Below are 19,441 nucleotides of genomic sequence, written 5' to 3'. Positions count from 1 at the left end.
TTGATGTTAGTTGTTGGGTAAATGTTAGTTATCTAATGATTTTATGTCTTACTTTTAATGTTTAGCTATATTTTTTACCAATTGCATGTAATTGATAAACGGGTTGGGTTTGTAGTGGTCTAATGATCTTAGGTACTAAACTAGGTGGTTAATCGCTACTATTAATACGGGCTCTTATGGTGAAGATCTTTTCGTTTTTTAGATCATCCCAGGCTGTAAATCAGTTTCATGCATTACTCGTCACTGCGCCTGACTGAATTAAACGAGCTTGCTATGTCTCCTCGACTTTTTATGCAGTCAAACCTATTTATCATTTAAATCTACTTACGAAAAGTTTCTCTCATGCGAACTAAAGAAAGAGCTTCAACATTAATGGAACACTTTTGTGTGGATCATGTGTAGCTGCGATATTGTTGGTTACAGCATGTGCTAATCTACAGAGGTTAGACAAAGAGTCTGCATTTACCTAACCTCTTTGAAGTGAGTTCGTTACAAACTTCATCAGGAAAGACATCCTGACACCGATGACAGTAGTTTTGATAGAATGAGAAGTGATCCTAAGACAAAACTATATGTAGCGAAGAGAAGCAGAGGGACTTTCGATAAGAGAAACACAAAGATTTTTGAAACGCTATATCGTTTGTAAATTTCCCTCCATTATATTGAAAGATTTTTCAGTTATGATGTAAGTATTGACATGGGATCGTCAATGCTCCCATGGAGAAGTTATTCATAAATTTGAAAATCGAGTGGACACAAGCTCAGTCGCTATTACCTGATGAGCTACTACAATCGGCAATAGCCTCCTCAAGCAAATGATGAGGCCTATAGATGTTAGGATTGGACAAAGGTTGATTCGTGTTGTGATGAGTTGTGTGTGTTGAGCGCTGATTATATTAATGACAGTGGGATTAATTTGCCTTGGGAAGAACCTTAAGTGCCAACGCCAGAAATCAAATATTACGAACTCTCGAATTTCAAAGGTTAAGTCAATAATTATAATTTACCGCCCCTTTCTCTCACTCTTGGATAGAAATTGGCTTCAGAGGCTATTTCTACTATCGTCCCTGAGAAGATTAACTTTAAAATCGACTTAAACCTTGTTGCGTAAATGAAATCCAACTTTGACGAATGTGTTCCTGAAGCTTGCTCTGAAATTACTGATTATTAAATTGAAATTGTCGGTAGGTGCTGTTCCACTCCACAACCGAACAAGCTCGCGAACGTTGTAGGAATACCAATGTCATGCAACCACGCTAACTTTGTAGCAATCTTTATCAACCCTTAGATGGGAAATTACGTTTATCGCTTAATTGGGCTTTATCTTTCTTTAGAGGCAAGAGTATAGTGGTCCAATAAAATTGGTCACGGTTTTCAAGACAATCAATCGTTCTGAGCCAATGAGTGTCAGAACACCATTATACTGATATGGCCTAAGTTGGCTGGAATATCTAATTATGTATTGGATGATTTTTTGAGTCTCTGCAAAGCTGCGATAATTTATTGCGGGAATCCACTTAGTATTTAAGCTTCTAAAAAACGTTCGATTGTCGCCTACTCCCTGCAATTTTTTCGTCGAGATAAGTTTTTTATCTGGAAGCACCGCAGTAATTGATGATACTTTCCACTTATTTAGTGACAGCCTTGGCCGCTGTGGTCCATGATATTTTTAGGTTTCCGACGAGCTTGTAAGCCATCGATAAACTTTATCTCTTGTCCGACTGTTAAACTATCAGCAGAGTCGTGGTTTTTTTAATATTTTCCCCGTCTTGAAATATGTTTATACATTGAGGACTAATTATGACCATCCCAAATAAACACTACGTTAAGAGCACTCAGCGAGATTACACACTAGGCTTTAAATACAGGTTGTGGATACCATTGAAAATGGAGAAATGGATTATTTAGTCAGTTCAAGGAAGAGCACGATGCCGAAATCACCGAGGGCGGCAAGAAGCCTTCGAAAAGAAAGTAAGCGTAATTAGGGCTTGTTCGTTACGCGATATTTATCTTTAATGTGTATATCAGAGAGAAAAATTGTCAAGGTGAGCTTGCACTAAGGCGCTTCATGTCTCGACTAGGAACTCACAAGCTTCACTTCTCTTACTAAAAACTCAATTGATAGCTAAAGGAATAAAGCTGGGCCGCGATGTTTAGTTTAACTACCTTCAAGAAGAGCGGTTGCTGGTTAAGCCAAAATGGAGCTACACCAAAACAATGAAAAAGGCATTGAATGAAAAAGCATCCGAATTTGGTAAAATAAATGTTTTCTTCAAAGGTAGAGGAGTTTTTGGTGAGCTACATGACTTATGTTCAATCTGATGAGGGCGTTCATTAGTTGTCATTGTCAACGGACGCCTTCATTCGTAAGATGAACAGGCCAAATAATATGTATGAAAAAACAAAAAATTCCGTTACAGGCTTGCTAAAAATCGTCAACCTATTTAAGACGAGATACCTTCTTTTAAAATTCACGAATTTCTAGTTGTCCAGATGTCATAGGTGAGGCATTAGGGCTTTCTCTCGTAGATCTGTCTAGCGAATAGCAGAACACCGCTTAGCTTTAATTTCGATGTTTGAAGCCACATATGCCAAGCAGATGAACTGTTCTCTTCTAATACTCTCCTACCCTGCCCTCCTACCAGTATCCAAGCACAATGTAGTGTCTCAGTCACACCTTAATTACCGGTGTGATTTACGCTGTGGTATCGACGTTTCATGTTGCTATTTTTTTCTGGTGCAACCGACATATAAAAAATCGAGGTCCAAACTCCTTGGTTACTCGCTGTCTCGCCTTTACTTTGGTTTGGGATAACCAGGGGGCTTGGGGCAATTTATAACTGGTGACCGATTGAATACGTTATTTTAGCTTGGGTCGTAGTGGTGTGTGTTGTCTTGTCTTTTCGCAACTCACTGGCAATATTAGTTTCGCCCTTTTCTTTTTGATTGGGTATCAAGAAGGTTTGATGGGCTTTTATAGAAAAACAGCTTTAGATTGATTTGATTGTGGGAAAATTTGTCAATGCTCAGCCTGAGCATTGACAAATTTCATGGTTTTTTGAAAGATAATGATTAGTGTGCTGATTTGTATTTTTTCCAATAATCAAAGCTGTTGAGTAGGGCAAGCTCAATACCTTGTTCATGGTATTTATACGACACATAAAATCGTTCGATGTAAGCGTAGAAAGATGGGAGACGTTGTTGGAGAGCCGGCCTTTTTTTAGGAGGATGGACACTAACCATTAGGTAACCTATGACTTGTTTATTCTTTTTTGTTTCAGCGACAAAAAAATAGATATTTTTATTGTTTAGCTTCTCCTTCATCATTGATTCCGTAAAAACTAGATCAATGATTCTGATTTTACTGAAATTGTAATCACTTAAGCTGTATTCGTTCTGCTCTCTCTTGTAATGGCTAATTTTACTGTGGCTGCCTGTTAGTTGCTCGTGACACAGAGCATTGATAGAGGATATGTCGTTGAGCGTCGCTTTTCTTATTAACACCTTAATCTCCTTTTTCCTGTTATCTTTTTGAAGCAAAACGCTAAAATGCGAATTAAAAGATATGTGTGTCCCCTAGTAATTACTAGGGGCTAATAGATGGGGTTGCATATTCGTAATATTCTTTTGCGCGTTGTTTTAAAGCCTGGATTAGCGTATTTGGTAGGTTTCTTTCTTTTATCCAATTTTCAAACACTTCTATTGAGGGAAATGTGACAGAAGAGATTAGGCTTGAGCTTTGAACTAAGTGGTTAAGCCAATAAAGGGTCTGTAGGTCTTCTAGAGGAGTTCTGGGGAGTAGTAGTCTTCCTTTTCTAACTTTTCCTTTGATATAAGGTTTGGCTGAAACCTCAAAGGTTTTACCTTTTGAAAACGGGTCTGGGTCTATCAGGATTGTGCTATATCGTATGTAGAGTAGATATTCCTGCTCTATCTCATCAAGCTCGTTGAAAGAGACTATTTTGTCCTTGGGGATAGTCTTTTCATGTACTCGGTGATGTTCATCATTTAGCAACTGCAGTAGATTAATCGGTTGAGCTGAGTAATGTTCAAGTAGGCGAGAAACTGATTTCCAGTGCAGTAGTAAATCCCTAATCGAACTCATGGTGATTGGCCCTTCTGGGTACAGTTTATACATGTACTTAACTTCGTCTTCCTTAGACAACATGTGATCTAATGAAAACGTATTGATAATAAAAGCAGGGTGTACATAAGTAGCAATGTTTCTGCCTTCCACACTGAACGAGTTATCTAAAGGGATGACTTGAACATCAATTTTTTCTAAAGCGTTTCGCAAGGCGCTCAATAAACCATCATTGGATTTAGACTGGTAAATATAAACTCGTTTTTTTACTGTTTTGGTTCTGACCGTGAGGACCCTATTTTTGTCCGTCGGGTTAGAAGTAAAATAAGACGTCGCAAAGTAGCTAGAGAAGAGCATTATATTTGGAGAGGCTCCTTTCTTTTTTAACATTCCTTCTAAAATAAGACACCCACCGAGCATTGAGGACATAAGAATGATTTGTTTTAAGTTCTTTAATAAAATTTCAGAAAAGGAAGACAACACATCACAATAGGCGTGAGCTGGAGTGGCTAAAACTAACGTATCCCAAGAGGAGGGAAGGGGAGATAGCTCTGTATAAAGTTCATTAAACTTAACTAATCCGACTAGTGTCGCTAATTGTGGTTCATTCACCTCACAACAAACAACGTATCCGTGTTGTTTGATTAATCTTTGCCTATTTTCCCACTGAGGGGAGCTTTTGCCGATGAGGGCTATTTTTTGACTAAGAGGAGCCATAATTTGGCTAGTTTGAATGCCGACCGGCCCCGCTCCAGCAACCAATGTGTTCCCTAGTATCATAATGGGCTCTCCATATTTCCATTTTCCTTCTAATTTATATGCTCTAGGTATATTTTTCATTCTCATACCACTACTTTTATAGTGCTACTTTCTAAGTCCATTGTTTATTTAATTATCTTTATTAATTAAAAAAACGGTGATGTCATTTGGTCAGGTTTTCTCATGGCTATGATGCTTTTTTAGAGGGCTTTTAGGTGTTGTTAATATGTTTATTAATATTTAATTTACGCTGAAATTAATACCAAATTTTATTTATTTGATTAATCTTTATTTAAGTTGGGAAGGAGAGGTTTGGGTGTCCGAATAATGGGCTTCTTTAGTTATTTCTAACCAACTTACCCTTAATCGTTGGAAAATGTTTGGAGAGAACCCTATGTCAGCAATTAGCAACAATCAAGAACAGCCTATGGATTCACACTATTTGCCGGAGCCGTATCGAATCCGGGTTATTGAACCAGTTAAAAGAACAACAGAACAAGAGCGAGAGCTGGCGTTAATGAAAGCGGGGTACAATCCTTTTTTGTTAGATAGCGATAAAGTGTTTATCGATTTACTGACCGATAGTGGCACCGGGGCAGTAACGCAGGCCATGCAATCCGCAATGTTGAGAGGTGATGAAGCGTACAGCGGCAGTCGAAGCTATCGGACGCTTAGCCAAACGGTAAAAGATATATTTGGCTATCAGTTTACTATCCCTACACACCAAGGACGTGGCGCTGAACAGTTGTATGTACCTGCCTTGATCAATAAGCGTGAACGAGATAAGGGGCTAGAACGAGAAAAGATGGCCGCATTTTCAAATTACTTTTTTGATACCACTCAAGGGCACACTCAAAAAAATAACTGTCGTGTGATGAATGTGCCTTCTCGTGATGCCTTTAATACTGAAGTTAAGAGAGATTTTAAAGGCAATTTTGACTTGAAAGCGCTCGCGTCTGGCATTGAAGAGATCGGGGCTAAAAATGTGCCCTATATTGTGAGTACGATTACTTGCAATTCTGCAGGTGGTCAGCCAGTTTCTCTTGCCAATTTGAAGGCTGTTTATGAGTTAGCGCAGTTTTATGATATTCCCGTAGTTATGGACTGTGCACGGTTTGCAGAGAACGCCTATTTTGTAAAGCAACGCGAAGAGGGATATGCTGAATGGAGCATTCAAGAGATAACTAGCGAAGCTTTTAAATATGCCGATATCTTTGCTATGTCAGCGAAAAAAGATGCGATGGTTCCTATTGGGGGATTGCTTGCTTTCAAAGATGAAAGCTTGTTAGATGTTCAATTAGAATGCAAAACATTATGCGTGCTATTGGAAGGCTTTCCAACCTATGGCGGGCTTGAAGGCGGTGCTATGGAGCGCCTAGCTGTCGGACTCTATGATGGGATGGAAGAAGATTGGTTAGCTTCCCGTCTTCAGCAAGTTGAATATTTAGTAAATGGTCTTGAAGCGTTAGGGGTTCGTTGCCAGCAAGCTGGCGGTCATGCTGCATTTATTGACGCAGGTGTGCTCTTACCTCATATTCCGCCGGAACAATTCCCTGGGCATGCTTTATCTTGTGAGCTTTATAAAGTGGCGGGTATTCGTGGGGCTGAAATAGGGTCCTTATTGCAAGGGTGTGACCTTGAAACTGGTGAACAACTGCCTTGTCCAGCGGAACTGTTGCGTTTAGCCATTCCCAGAGCAACCTATACGCAAGCTCACCTTGATTACATTATTGCTGCTTTTAAAGAAGTGAAAAAACGCGCCTCATCTATTTCAGGTTTGAAGTTTACTTATGAACCTAAAGTATTGAGACATTTTAACGCTACGTTAGAACCTGCACTCTAAGTTGTACCCCCCTTTGCTGTGAATAAGGGGGGATTTAGTTATTAATAACTAAATTGACGAGGTGTTAGGGGTTTATTGAAGGTTTTTTGCTTGCCTGAACTTGGGAAGAGGCGAGGATTAATTTCAGTTCATCCTTTTTTGTTAAACAGATTTGGCTTGATTGATTATTAAGGTTCACGTTAACAACTTCAAGTTCGTATCGAAAATAGAAATAACTGATTAGTAGGACCGCGAGGGTTGTTGAAGATAAGCCGATGAAAGTCCATTGGTATAATTTTAGATGATTGGTTGCTTTTTTGAGAGGACACGAAAACTTAGAGTGACGTGGTAACTTTATATCTCTCGGCGGGTCTAGTGAGGTTTCAAATTCAGGAATATGAATCTTGTAACCTTTTCTTGGGATGTTGACGATTTTGATGCTATCAAGGTCTAGAACTTTTCTTAGGTTAGTTATCGCGACTGGTAAAGAGTTAGGCCCGATGATATCTGGGCTCCCCCAAGCGGCAATAATTAACTCTTCTTTGGTTGAAATGAGTTGTTCTTTCTTAATCAGAGTTTCAAGGATACAGCTTTCAGGTAGGGTAATTGAAAATGACTTTTGATTGCTAAGCATCAATTGAGCCCCTGATTCATCCCTGTGTAATATACAATTACCTATAGGTAATTGTAGGTTTTCGAGATGTGCTTTTAACATAGTGTTTCTCCATATTTCTAGAGAGCGATGGTTAAGACAGTTAGTTTTTCTAGTGCTTTATATAATGGCTCATTTTTTGAATACTATTTACAAAATTTTGAATAAATTTGAAGTTAAACGAAATATTAGTTAAGGCGTTTTGTTTCATATGAAGCTAAAGGTCAGCTCTTTTCCTCCTTTGTCGTTTAGGTAAAACTGCATCCAACGCCAGTCCTTCTCCTTACAGGCCTTAAAAGTGCAGTGGATATTTTTTCCTTTAACAATATCGTTATCGCAGAAATCTATAAATGATTGAAAAGAGCGGCAGATCAGTGTTTCCATATTAGTAGTCCTTTTGAAAATTTATTCATATACACATCTCTAATTTATCTGTGTAGATGAATGAATTTTAATAAAAAATGATTATTAATAATTTTAGATTACCCATTTGGCAATGGCTAAAATTTAGGCCATTCCTCATAGGATTTTTTTGATAATTTATAAATAATTTATCAAAAAAATCATCTATTTATAGTGATATTTTAGTTTTTTAAAACTGGGGTTTTGGAGGGTTAAATAACAATAAATTTTTGACTAATACTCTCATTCTTCCTGTTTTATATAGTTGCTTCTTCTCTGTCTACGAGATCCCTTGAGCCTGTTATTTTGCTTTTATTCCTCAATTCGTTACGAAAGAATCGGAACTCTTAATCGAGCTGCAGCTATTCATTTTTTGGTGTACTTACTAATCTAATGTTTAGTAGTACAGATTTCATTGCGTTTTGGGGGCGTCTAGCTTGAACTTGGGTCACTAAAAAATAAAATAGGTTAGCTTATGGTCTTTGATGGTCGGCGGAATATTGATTGTTCTAGGGGGTGTAGTGGTCAAAAGTACCGGACACTGGCTGAAGGGCCATTAACTGGTGACAACCCATCATTTTCTTGAGGGCGTTGCCGATTGTAAGGACTCATCAGATAATAGCCGTTGTCTTTCTTGTCCTGAGCTTGTTCCAGGTAGCTTGTTTCTGGTACCCACTCGGCTTTCAAGCTTCTAAATAACCTTCTATGGGAGTGTTTTCCCAACAATTACCACGAAGGCTCATGCTTTGAGTTGTCCTGGCATCCTTGATATTAATAGAACATCATGTTCTTCGCCGTCCCCGTTTCTCCTAAGCCAGCCCTAAAGCTTTAGATGCTAATTCAGCATTGGACTTATCTGATAAAGGCCAGCCCACAACGCGTCGACTAAATAGGTCAAGCACTACTGCTAAGTAGGCCCACTTCGAACCAGACCTAAGATAAGTAACCTCACCTTGCTCAATTTTGAGTTATTCGACCCAGTGACGTAAAGCTGTTTCACGTATTCCATAGAGCTAGCTGCTTCAGGGATGGAGCCCCCTTGGTCAAGAACCAAGCTTGCAGCATATATTTTTGAATTCAGTAGAAAATGTACGTCTTTGTCGTTTTGCCATTGAACCCCTCATTTATGAGGTCCGGGATCAGGAGGCCACTACAGGAGAGAGCCTTTTGGACGTGAGAAGAATTAAGCCTTATCATTATTTATTAATAATAAATTAATGGTCTTTATATTTGGCTAAGATAATAATTCGATTGTTAGGTTCACCTAGAACCAAACACTCTGCACTTAGCCAATTTTTGGGTTATAAGGATGAAGTTACCCTAGGTCAAATAGAATAAGGAAGGAAGTTTCCCAAGCCAACTTGTTCTTGATGGTTTAGTCGCTTGTAGTCATCCTATTTTTTCGATTTGGCATAGAGGGAGGTGACAAACAAGTGGTTAATTAAAATGATGGATGTACTTCATCGGGGGGGGTGTTTTAGAGTTTGACGAGGCCAAACTCATTGTAGGGCCTAGTTTTTACTGATTTGGAGACCATTTTCTTTGCATCATCAGCGAGTATTCTATCTTTAGTCTTCCATTATCCTTTCCGCAAGTGCGTTCTGATAACAGTCATAATTGTATTTGTAACTCTCTAATTTCATGTTGGATATGTGTCAACCTTATTTAGGACGGGTTAGGTGAAAGATAAAGGCCCTAATTTGAGAGCCTTTATCTTTTTATAAAGTTGATTGGTGGTGTTTACCTAACACTGATTGGATAGCTTTATCGAGTTCAGCTTGGACATCCTTTGATAAGCGACCAAATTCATACGAAAAGTTTCGACCTTTAACACGCTTACGAGCAAACATACCTTTACTGTCGAACTCTGCTAGAGGAGTAATGACAGCTTTGTCTAATTCTTGCTTGGCTTCAACGATCTTTAACTCATCTTTAATGTAAGCAATCAGAGCGTCTTTAGCGTCTTCTTGGCTCTGCTCAGCCTGAGCGTTGACAGCATTATCGGCTATTTTTTTAATGAAGCTACTCAAGGCTTTCTTGTCATCGGCGAACGCTTTCATCACCTTAGCCAAGAGTGAGTAATCAGCATGAGACAAGTCGTTAACGACAGGGAATAGGGCAATCAGCTTACTGTCAATACTGGCTGCTTTCAGCGCTCGACCTACCGCTTGACGGCTAATATTTAAGATTTTTGCCGCATCTTCTTGAGTTAGCTCACCGTTCTTCATCAGAGTTTGACATTGCAAACCAATCTCACGCTGGTTGTGCTCTTTGGCGGTTTGCAGCTGCTTAGCCAGCGCTTTGGCATCGGTGGTAGAAAGCTCGTTTTGAGTGACTAGAATTCGGAATGTTTTTACACGACCTTCTTGAAATAAAAACCAAGCACGACGGCGAGAGCCATCAAGAATATCAATGCGACCATTAATTTCTCGGCCAACGGCTGGATAGAACTGCTGAAACTCTAACGAGTTCAAATCTTCCAATGATTCTTTGGTTAACAGAGACTGGTCACGACCATTAACATCAAAGGTCACAAATGAGTTCTGCTTAACTTGTTCGTGTGACAGTGTAACCTCATTGAAAGTGGCAGTTGAACCAGAAGCTAATTGCCAAACCATTTTCTGGCCAACAGACTCTAATCCAAACTTAGTTCTAAGGTAGTCTTCAGCGTTTTGCCCGCTTTTCTCTAGCTCGGTGCTGAGTTGACTTGTTAGAGTGTCTAAATTTGCTTTGGCCGCTGATTGCTGCGCTTGAGCTGAACCAGGAGCATTGCCTAAAGGGCTCCCGCCACGTTTCTTCGCCATTATTTGTTCTCCTGTTCACGCCAAACGTTCAGAATATCGCGCAAGATCTGACTTGTAACTTCATAGCTGTTTTGTTGCGCGCTTTGGAAAGTTGCTTTGCTTTTCGGGTATTCACTTTTCGACATATCAAACACCGTCGAGAGTAGGGAAGACGACTGACGAACGGCCTCACTATGCTTAAACTCTTTTGAGTACAAGTAAGGAGAGAAGTTGTCGTACAGGTTGTTCATTAATTCGGTAGTGGTTGAGCTATCACGATGGTTAGTCAGTAAGATCTTCATGAAGTCGTAGCCTTCATGGTTGGCGTTCTCTAACAGGGCCCACACCTGAGGAATGTAGCTGAAGTAAGAGCAGGTAGCATCAATGTCGTTTTCGGTAATCGACAATGGGAAGACCACATTCGTTGCGGCAAAATACGCATTGAAGGTTGCATAACCTAGTGAAGGAGGGGTGTCGATAATAATGATATCAAACTCATCTTTTACACTATCGATGATGTCTTTAAGTAGTGAATAAGGTGAATTTAAGGTTTGACTGAATACTTGCTCATGAAACCAGCCTTCCATCGCTCGGTCACTTTGCGCGGCAGGCAAAATGCGCAGGTTTGGAATGGTAGTTTCAAGAAAGGCTTCAGAGATGACTTGATCAACGGTTTCGCCTTCATCGAGGTCGAACGTTTTCATCATCAAGTCACCAACAGACAAGTTACCTTCTTGCTCGGCTTCGGGCGCGTAGTACATCGATAGCGTGGCTTGGCCATCCATATCGATTAGACCAACACGATACTCTTGATGAAACTCGGTCGCTAAACCTGATGCGATAGTCGCGGCAGAAACGGTTTTACCAACACCGCCTTTTTGGTTCTGGATAACCATCACTTGCGCCTTTTGCTGCTCACTGCGTATGAACTTAGCGTCTTTACGTAGATTATCTGGTAGTAAGTTACGTACCTTGTACATTTCCGCGATATCGATCGACCATTGTGAGTCTTCATGACGACGGGGATCTATCGCAGCGGCGGTAACATACCGATCAAGCGTTTTTGCATCAATGCCAAGGTAGGCCGAGGCTTCTGCTCGGGTAAAGTTACGCAGCTCTTTGCGATGATTGGCCAGTAAACGTTGATTACGACGCTGAATGTAAGCGTCTGCACCGATTTTAAGCGCTTGAAATGTGTTTGTAGTGTTTTGATTATCCATTTCTGCCTCCGGGTAGGGATAAGAAATAGTATATACCTCAATTTTTGATGTTGGTATAAAAAATTGAGGTGTTTTCGATTTTAAATAAATGATTGTGACAGGTTGATAAAGGAGAGCGCTTAAATTACCTATTAATTACGAGTATTCATTTTTCAAATCCCTCTTAATAACTCCTGACTAACAATGAAAGTTGAGCTGAGTCGTACAACTTCGATGAAAAAAAAAGGAAGTTATTGATATGATTGAGAATGTAGCATTTACGAAAAAGACTAAGCGTTTTTGGCTAACGCTTGTGGGATCGGTTGTGTTTGTTACGCCAACGTTGATTCATGCGGCTGAAGACCAGGATTTAAAGGGAGCTGTGGATTATTATGTTTTTGGTTTAACGTCCAGTGAGAGCTTGCCGAACAAAGACAGCAGTGCGGCAGCTGGTATTGCACGGATTACATTGAATTGGCGAGCTTACCAAAAAGAGAGTGATACCGGAGCTTTGCAGCTGAGGGTTGATCATAAGCACGGTTATACAGAGAGTACGCCCTCTGAATTTGTCATGGAGAATGGCGGAGGGTTTGGTGTAATCCAACCAGCTTTTAGTGATATAGGTTTAAGGTTAACGAATCTTTATTGGACACAAACCTTTAATAAACAATCTACTGATATGATGGTTGGTTTTTTAGATGCAACTGATTATGTTGATACTTATCAGTTGGGTAACCCTTACTATGGTTTTTCTAACTTACAGTTTAGTACCGGTTCCGGTTCTATCCCAATCCCAGATGAATCAACATTCGGCGGCGTTCTACGCCATATGATGTCGGAAAACTATTATTTTTATGCAAGTTTCTCTGATGCAAAAGCTGATTCGACTAAGCCTTTCGATGGTGTTGAACAGTTCATCAATGATAATCAATATTTTAAGTCCCTAGAAATAGGTTGGGTGGAGTCGAAAGACGATTTTTATTTGAAGAATTCACACCTAACAGTTTGGCACAGTGATGGAAAAGAGAAAGCTAGCGAAAACTATGGCGCAAATTGGTCGTCCATATATAAAACCGGCTCATGGATACCATTTTTCAGAGCCGGTGTCGCGCAAGGACCTGAGGCTCTATACAAATCTTCGGTCGTGTTTGGTACTGGGTATGAGGCAGGACCTGGCATGCTAGGCATCGCCTTGGGTTGGGCTAAGCCCAACTCTGCTAATGTAGCTGATGACTCTTATAACTCTGAAATCTATTACCGAATGAACTGGGGTGCGCTCTCGTTAACTCCTAATGTTCAATATCTTTATTCTTTACCGAAGAACTCAGAAGCTGATGACAGTTGGATTATTGGTTTAAGAGGTAATCTTCACTTTAGTTTCTAGTCTCTCAAAGCTCTCCCGAGCTTGAAATTCGGAAGAGCTTTTCTTTAATATTGCCCTTATAAATAAATTAATTATTAATAATTAATTTATAAAAAATGCAAAAGTTATTTATTTTTATTTGAGTAGTTAATGACATTGTGGAAATCATGATTGCCAATAAAAAAAGAAGAGAAGGCGATTTCTCTCGAGATAAAATTCAGCAAAAATACAATGTGCTTGAAGGCGCTCGACAAAGAATTTGCTATCTTTTCGACAACTTTAACCATTTCTATGTCTCCTTCTCTGGAGGGAAAGACTCTGGCGTCCTTTTAAATCTGACTATTCAAGAAGCGAAAAAGCGTGGTCGATTACCTGTCGATGTACTCATCGTGGACTTTGAAGCTCAGTATCATGAAACTCATGCCTTCATTGAGCGCATGGTACTGGACGGAGAAATTAACCCCTATTGGGTTTGTTTACCGCTCAGCTTAAGGAATTCAATCTCACAGTTTCAACCTAAATGGCTTTGTTGGGATCCTGCTAAAGAAGCGCAATGGGTCAGGGACCGACCACCGCATAAAGGCGTGATTTCAAACCCGGATGTATTCCCTTTTTTCCAAAACGGGATGGAGTTTGAAGACTTTGTTTTTAAGTTTGCTCATTGGTACCAAAAGGAAAGGGGTGAGCCAATCGCTGTGTTAATCGGTATACGTGCTGATGAGTCTTTACATCGCTTCAATACCATTAAAAATAGGTCCAAAAAAAAATTTTCAGATAAATATTGGACGACTAAAATGCAGCCAGATGTGTATATGGCTTATCCCTTATACGATTGGAAAACTAAAGATATTTGGGTTGCGAATTACCGCTTTAGTTGGGATTACAACCGTATTTACGACTTAATGCATAAGGCCGGCGTCCCTCTTTCACAGCAGCGGCTTTGCCAACCTTTTGGCGATGAGCAAAGAAAAGGGCTGTGGCTATATCAAATATTAGAACCTGATACCTGGCAAAAATTAGTTGCCAGAGTAGAAGGATGTAACTTTGGTGCTCGATACTCAAAAAGTCAGGGGCGTATCCTTGGTTATTATCGCTTTGAATTACCACCGGGGCTTAGCTACCGGCAATACAGTAAATACCTTCTGAAAACCATGCCGCCACATGTAGAAAAACATTACCGAGACCGAATTTTTAAGTTCTTACAGTGGTGGCGTAAAAACGGTCCTCAAAAAGGAGTGACCTGCATCCCTGATTACGCAGAGAGTAAATTGGAATCTAGGAAGCAAGTTCCTAGTTGGAGAAGAATTTGTAAAGTACTGATTAAAAATGACTATTGGTGCCGAGGACTCTCTTTTGGGTACAACAAGTCCTTAGCAAAACAATACCATGCCCTCTATGGAGAAGAAGAGTGATACGAATGGAAAGTGAACCTACTCTAGCTTATCAGCATCGCACCAAGAAGCCGTTGAAATCTATCAATAACACGGACAAACAAGTCATTGATAAGGTCGCAATTTACAATAAAGCAGCCAAAGTACTCATCGAGCTTATTCCTGATTTACCGCCAGCTTGTCATGTTGAAATGATCCCACTTGATGAAATAGAAGCTAATCAATACAACCCAAATAAAATGGCGCCTCCAGAAAGCAAACTCCTAAAAACGTCGATGGAGAAAAATGGTTTAACTATGCCTATTTTGGTTAATCGTTTGAATGCTTCGGTCAAAAAATACGTTGTCATCGATGGGTTTCATCGTTATCAATTATTATTGAACCACCCAGATCTGCAAACCCTAACGGGGTACATCCCCGCGGTGGTCCTTAATTTGCCTGAAGAAAATTGCATATCGACTTCTGTTCGCCATAACCTGGCGCGTGGCTCACACCAAGTTGAACTGATTGCAGATCTGATTATTCAACTCAAAGAGATGGGATGGGCAAATCATAAAATTTGTTACGAATTGGGAATGGATAAAGATGAAGTTCTACGATTACAACAAGTCACAGGCCTCGCTGCTGCCTTTAAAGATCAAGAATTTTCACAGTCCTGGGAGTAATTGATTTTTTAGCAATCACGCCGTAAACCCTCGCCAGCTCTGAGGGCGGGGAGATAAGGCGAAAGTGCGATAGCACTTTAAGATAGACAGCCCGAAGCAGTTGATATAAGACTGTTCATGAATACAGTTAAGGATTTTGAGTGTTAAGAGCAACTAAGGCACGCATTTACCCAACGTAAGAGCAATCTGAGTTTTTAATAGCTCAGTTTGGCGTTGTGCGTTTTGCGAACCACAAAGCTCTACATTTAAAGTCGCATATGTACCGCAAGCTTCCGAAAATGAAACCTGTAGAGGCGAACATTCACCGTGAAATTGTAGGTAAAGTTAAAAGTATTACTGTCAGATTGAGTAAAACAGGTAAGTTCTACGCATCTATCCTTGTTGATGATGGAGTGGAAGCGCCTAGTTTGCTTCATACAGTGAGTAAGGTGACAGGTATTGATCTTGGTCTGTCTCACTTTACTATTGAATCGAACGGCAGAAAGACAGTTAACCCCAGATTTATAAAGCGTGCTGAGAAGAACCTCAGACGTAAGCAGAAGTAGTTATCTCGTAAAGCTAGATTGCTATTAGCTAAATGCGATGAAAAAGTCGCTAACGCTCGCGCTGATTTTCAACACAAACTCTCTCGAACTCTCGTAGACAAAAACCACGCTGACCCCCCAAAAGATAGACGTTATTCTGTTAAGTGTAAGTGGTCAACATTTCGGACACTGATTTAAGCCTATTTTCGGCATTTACTGGCGACAGCCCATGAGTTGCGTGCTGAGGCCGAGGCCGATTGTAGTAACTCATCAAGTAATAGCTCATATCTTTCCTTGCCTGAAATTGTGGCATCAGGCTTATCTGATAAAGACCATTCCACAACGCGTCGGCTTAAGTAGGTCTACTTTGAACCAGACCCAATCTAAGTAAGATCATCGCGTCTAGCCTCTCCAATTTTGCATGTTTATATCGATGCGAACCTGGCTGATTACTCATTAACCAGCTTCACGCATTCTCTGACGAACCTTAAATCCCCCCGATTTTGACACCTTCTGCACTCAACATTGAAACAATATTTTTTAGTTAGGTTAACTAGGTAGAAATATTAGGCTAATTTAGAATTTAATTAATATGTCATTCCTAAAATTAAGTTCTAGATTCTAGGTTCTAGCGCTTTTTTGTGCCTCCCTAGCTTGTAAGGGGAGCAGTCTAATAAGAGCAATTGAACTAACGAAAGAAAGGTATTTATTTATGTCTAGTATGAAACAGGTAAGGAGCACAACCCCGCCTTCAATGATTGGAGGAGCCTGTATTGTCGCGTGCATTTGCGTCGGCGCTGGTATGCTTGGACTTCCCGCTGCAGGGGCTGGGGTCTGGACCATCGGGGCTTTAATGGCTTTGCTCTTCACTATGCTCATTATGACAACCAGTGGTTGTCTGTTACTCGAAGTTTTAAAAGATTATCCATACAGGTCGTCTTTTTCTTCCATCACAAAAGATTTGTTAGGAAAAGAGGTTAATTTTTTTAATAACTTAATGATCTACTTTGTGGGAGGGATTTTACTGTACGCTTACATCACTTCATCTGGACTGATCATTAAGGAGTACTTTGGCCTTTCCCCTAAACTAGCTTCTATCCTTTTTGTGCTTATCTTTTCTGGACTAGTTTGGCATTCAACAAAAACAGTTGACCGCATTTCCATGGTGTTGATGCTATTTATGATTATCAGCTTTATTTTTGGGACTGCTGGCCTTTGGTTTAATGTTAATCTTGTTACTTTGTTGGATACTGCTCACTTAAAGTTTGAGTATGCGCAATACGTATGGGGGTTTTTCCCTATTGCTTTAACTTCATTTGGATACCAGCACAGCGTCTCCACTCTGCGAGACTACTACCTTGATGAAAGGCTCGCACAAAGGGCGATTGTAGGCGGAACGCTCATGGCGTTCTTTATCTACACCATTTGGCTATTAAGTATCTATGGTAATTTACCAAGAATTAGCTTCGGCCCTATAATTGCAGAAGGTGGAAATATAGACATCTTACTCATCAGCTTAAAAGCAGTGTTGGCTGAAGAAACCCTATCAAATGTCATTAGTGCTTTTTCAGCGGCGGCCATTTTGTCGAGTTTTATTGGGGTAGGGTTGGGTGTGTTTGATTTTTTGGCCGATCTTTTTCAATTTGATGCTACCTCCAAAGGAAGAACCAAGACCTGGGCGGTTACATTTATTCCGCCTCTTATTTTTTCTCTTCTTTTTCCTTTTGGTTTTCTTAGCGCAATTGGTTATGCAGCGTCTGCCGCTGCGATTTGGGCATGTATCGTACCGGCATTGTTAGTAAGGAAATCGAGACTACAAAGACCAGCGTTTAACAACCTTGAAGAGAGTGAAGAAGATCAGAAAAAATCGAAGGCTTACCAAGTGCCTGGAGGAGAGTTGGTGTTGGTTGGTGTGTTTATCTACGGTGTGAGCATCATCGTTATCAACGTACTAGTCCTGTTCGAAGCGCTGCCCGTTTTTGACGGCGTCTAGCCTTATTAATTTTAAAATTACCCACCCAAAAGATTCAAATCACGGTCAAGGACGAGCAACCCGAGCGCTGAGGGGCGTGGTTATTTGCCGATCGAGCCCTATTAGGACGGTTTTAAAATAAACTCTAGCGGCAAAATCTTGGGTTCCGAGTAAATTTAAATAAAGTAAGCATGAACAAGAAGGATTAGTGATGAAAGTGAGTGTCTATATCGATCAAGTGTTGTTCAAACAAGCACTCAGAGCCGCCAAAAGCTCTGGACTGACCCCGTCCCAAACCATTGCCCATTGGGCGGCAATGGGTCAATTCATGGAAACCAAATCCCTCGGATCGCTGAGGCTCATACAGAGTGGCCCTAGAAAGAAGTAAATTTCCAGCGTTTTCATCGCTCTGGCGAAACCTTGGAGCCCCAGTAAACATCGTTAATAAAGACATTGAAAAGCCGAGCCAGCCCTCGGCCTTTCGATAGCGTTGCCGACGGAACTTGAATGTTCCGTACACAGATGGCCAGAGAAGAATGGCTCTTATGGATGTTTGAAATTCTTGAGAACCAAGTGATAGACAGAAACTCTGAAGCGCCGGCGGATTGCGTGGTGATTTCTGGCGCAATTTTACTCGACGTCCAAAAGAAATGAAGCGTTGGGAAGTATGAATAGAACTCCCCATGCTCCTTGGTGAGCGCAGTTAATTCGGGGACGGTTAGCTTTGCTAAATCCTTGCAATAACGGTCATATTGTCTACCAACACTGTCATTTTTCTCGCACCATCTTGTTGTCGAAAATTTGCATAATGTCCGTCCATCGGGGCATTCTACTCTAGCGCTTGAATGCTTTTTGCGTAAGACCGCACCACATTATATTTCATCTCATTAACGGTATAATTGAGTTTTTTAAAATCCAAACTTGGGGAAGAACTAAAATACTTACCGTTTGTGTCGCCAAGTTAAGCCTTCTATCACTTTAAGCAATCGCTTTTCGTATTGTTCCGCTCCGTCTCATTAAGTGAGCAACACATTTTCAGCGGTGGTGTTCGTGATAGTTAATAACGGGCTGATGAGCCTCTGGGCCTCAACAGAAAACGTCACTTTGCCTTGTTTTATAACGATAATTTTTCCCGTCTCAGCCGTATAGCCGTGGGGTCGTTCATTAAGGTAAACTGATCACGGTCGAGTACTTCAAGAGCGTCTTGAGACGTTTTTAGTTCAACGGTTGGTTCAGCTGAACTAAAGATGCACACCTTTAGCTTGGTAAAAAACACGGCAAGGATTAACCACGAATTCACGAGAATTGAGGTGTTTAAGATCAGGAGGAAGACGCCCAGACTCGGGAAATTAGCTGAGGCGTTCGACTCTTTCGAAGATGTTTTGAACGAGTTGTTTGGCAGCGAGCAGGTTTTCAAGGGCAATGTATTCCGCGAATTATTGAGAGTCGATAACGCGGGCTCACTCCAAATCCCTTCAGCCATTTTGACATTTTTCCTTGCTTCATCAGGACCCAGTGCTTTGCCTTTGAGATTGCGAGTTCACCGCCAGCAAGCCCTTCGAGAATAGCCAAACGGTTTTGCATAAACTGGTGTCCACATCAACCAGATACGTAGAGGGGGTCCCATGTTCGGTGAACAGCACTGGCTAGGTCTGTGAGGGTTTTGGTCGCTTGACGCTTAAGGGAAGTAACAAGCTCGACTTTCATGAGAAGGACTCCAACAGAAGACTCAAGTGATACTATTGAATCACTTGAGTCTAGTAAGTTTAGTGGAGAGAAATGCAAAGCGTTGGGAGTTACACTAAACTGATCCGCACCAGCAGTT

Annotated in this window: 12 protein-coding genes and 4 pseudogenes; 6 read left to right on the top strand and 10 right to left on the bottom strand. The window is 40.6% G+C overall.

What is annotated here, in order from left to right; all coding sequences use genetic code 11:
* Positions 1-3,072: 3,072 nt before the first annotated feature.
* Together AB4589_RS13000 and AB4589_RS12995 are read right to left on the bottom strand one after the other, a co-directional pair.
* On the bottom strand, positions 3,073-3,504 hold the full coding sequence (locus AB4589_RS13000) for a GNAT family N-acetyltransferase (RefSeq protein WP_016800061.1): 432 nt from the start codon (positions 3,502-3,504) through the stop codon (positions 3,073-3,075).
* A gap of 82 nt (positions 3,505-3,586) precedes the next feature.
* Positions 3,587-4,930, bottom strand: coding sequence for an opine metallophore biosynthesis dehydrogenase (locus AB4589_RS12995; protein ID WP_102534055.1), 1,344 nt, complete (start codon positions 4,928-4,930; stop codon positions 3,587-3,589).
* Positions 4,931-5,270: 340 nt separating this feature from the next.
* On the opposite strand from AB4589_RS12995, the gene tnaA reads away from it, so the two are divergent.
* Positions 5,271-6,686, top strand: coding sequence for a tryptophanase (tnaA, locus tag AB4589_RS12990; RefSeq protein WP_029203693.1), 1,416 nt, complete (start codon positions 5,271-5,273; stop codon positions 6,684-6,686).
* 64 nt (positions 6,687-6,750) lie between these two features.
* On the opposite strand, the gene AB4589_RS12985 is transcribed toward tnaA, so the two are convergent.
* The 6 genes and pseudogenes from AB4589_RS12985 to AB4589_RS12960 form a co-directional block, all read right to left on the bottom strand.
* Positions 6,751-7,380 carry a winged helix-turn-helix domain-containing protein gene (locus AB4589_RS12985; protein WP_016800058.1) on the bottom strand — a complete coding sequence of 210 codons (630 nt, stop codon included), beginning with the start codon at positions 7,378-7,380 and terminating at the stop codon, positions 6,751-6,753.
* Between the two features lie 144 nt (positions 7,381-7,524).
* Positions 7,525-7,701 carry a hypothetical protein gene (locus tag AB4589_RS12980; RefSeq protein WP_016800056.1) on the bottom strand — a complete coding sequence of 59 codons (177 nt, stop codon included), beginning with the start codon at positions 7,699-7,701 and terminating at the stop codon, positions 7,525-7,527.
* Positions 7,702-8,244: 543 nt separating this feature from the next.
* Positions 8,245-8,468 (bottom strand): annotated as a pseudogene (locus AB4589_RS12975) (hypothetical protein); the annotation flags it as partial.
* A 63-nt stretch (positions 8,469-8,531) separates the two neighbouring features.
* Positions 8,532-8,639: pseudogene (locus AB4589_RS12970) on the bottom strand (hypothetical protein); the annotation flags it as partial.
* Positions 8,640-9,437: 798 nt separating this feature from the next.
* Positions 9,438-10,523 (bottom strand): ParB family protein, encoded by a 1,086-nt coding sequence (locus tag AB4589_RS12965; RefSeq protein WP_016800055.1) that lies wholly within the window; start codon positions 10,521-10,523, stop codon positions 9,438-9,440.
* Complete coding sequence (locus tag AB4589_RS12960; protein WP_016800054.1) at positions 10,523-11,722, bottom strand: ParA family protein; 1,200 nt, start codon at positions 11,720-11,722, stop codon at positions 10,523-10,525. The genes AB4589_RS12965 and AB4589_RS12960 overlap by 1 nt, the downstream gene beginning before the upstream one ends.
* Positions 11,723-11,960: 238 nt before the next feature.
* On the opposite strand from AB4589_RS12960, the gene AB4589_RS12955 reads away from it, so the two are divergent.
* The 5 genes from AB4589_RS12955 to AB4589_RS12935 all read left to right on the top strand — a co-directional run bounded on the left by AB4589_RS12955 (position 11,961) and on the right by AB4589_RS12935 (position 17,637).
* A complete protein-coding gene (locus tag AB4589_RS12955; RefSeq protein WP_016800053.1) occupies positions 11,961-13,085 on the top strand; it encodes a carbohydrate porin in 1,125 nt (374 codons plus the stop codon).
* Between the two features lie 146 nt (positions 13,086-13,231).
* Positions 13,232-14,476, top strand: a complete 1,245-nt coding sequence (locus tag AB4589_RS12950; protein ID WP_016800052.1) for a DUF3440 domain-containing protein — start codon at positions 13,232-13,234, stop codon at positions 14,474-14,476.
* A 5-nt stretch (positions 14,477-14,481) separates the two neighbouring features.
* Positions 14,482-15,120: a ParB/RepB/Spo0J family partition protein gene (locus AB4589_RS12945; protein WP_016800051.1), complete on the top strand. Its 639-nt coding sequence runs from the start codon at positions 14,482-14,484 to the stop codon at positions 15,118-15,120.
* Between the two features lie 278 nt (positions 15,121-15,398).
* Positions 15,399-15,665, top strand: a complete 267-nt coding sequence (locus AB4589_RS12940) for a transposase (protein WP_240798348.1) — start codon at positions 15,399-15,401, stop codon at positions 15,663-15,665.
* 691 nt (positions 15,666-16,356) lie between these two features.
* Positions 16,357-17,637, top strand: a complete 1,281-nt coding sequence (locus AB4589_RS12935; protein WP_029222809.1) for an aromatic amino acid transporter — start codon at positions 16,357-16,359, stop codon at positions 17,635-17,637.
* Between the two features lie 1,232 nt (positions 17,638-18,869).
* On the opposite strand, the pseudogene AB4589_RS12930 reads toward AB4589_RS12935, so the two are convergent.
* Positions 18,870-19,099 (bottom strand): annotated as a pseudogene (locus tag AB4589_RS12930) (type II toxin-antitoxin system RelE/ParE family toxin); the annotation flags it as partial.
* Positions 19,090-19,323 (bottom strand): annotated as a pseudogene (locus AB4589_RS12925) (prevent-host-death family protein); the annotation flags it as partial. The pseudogenes AB4589_RS12925 and AB4589_RS12930, both read right to left, overlap by 10 nt.
* Positions 19,324-19,441: the final 118 nt, after the last annotated feature.

It is taken from the genome of Vibrio sp. 10N.222.49.A3, from assembly GCF_041475145.1.
Classification (GTDB): domain Bacteria; phylum Pseudomonadota; class Gammaproteobacteria; order Enterobacterales; family Vibrionaceae; genus Vibrio; species Vibrio tasmaniensis_A.
The sequence above is the reverse complement of the archived record's forward strand: the minus strand, read 5'-3'. Positions and strand labels throughout refer to the sequence as shown.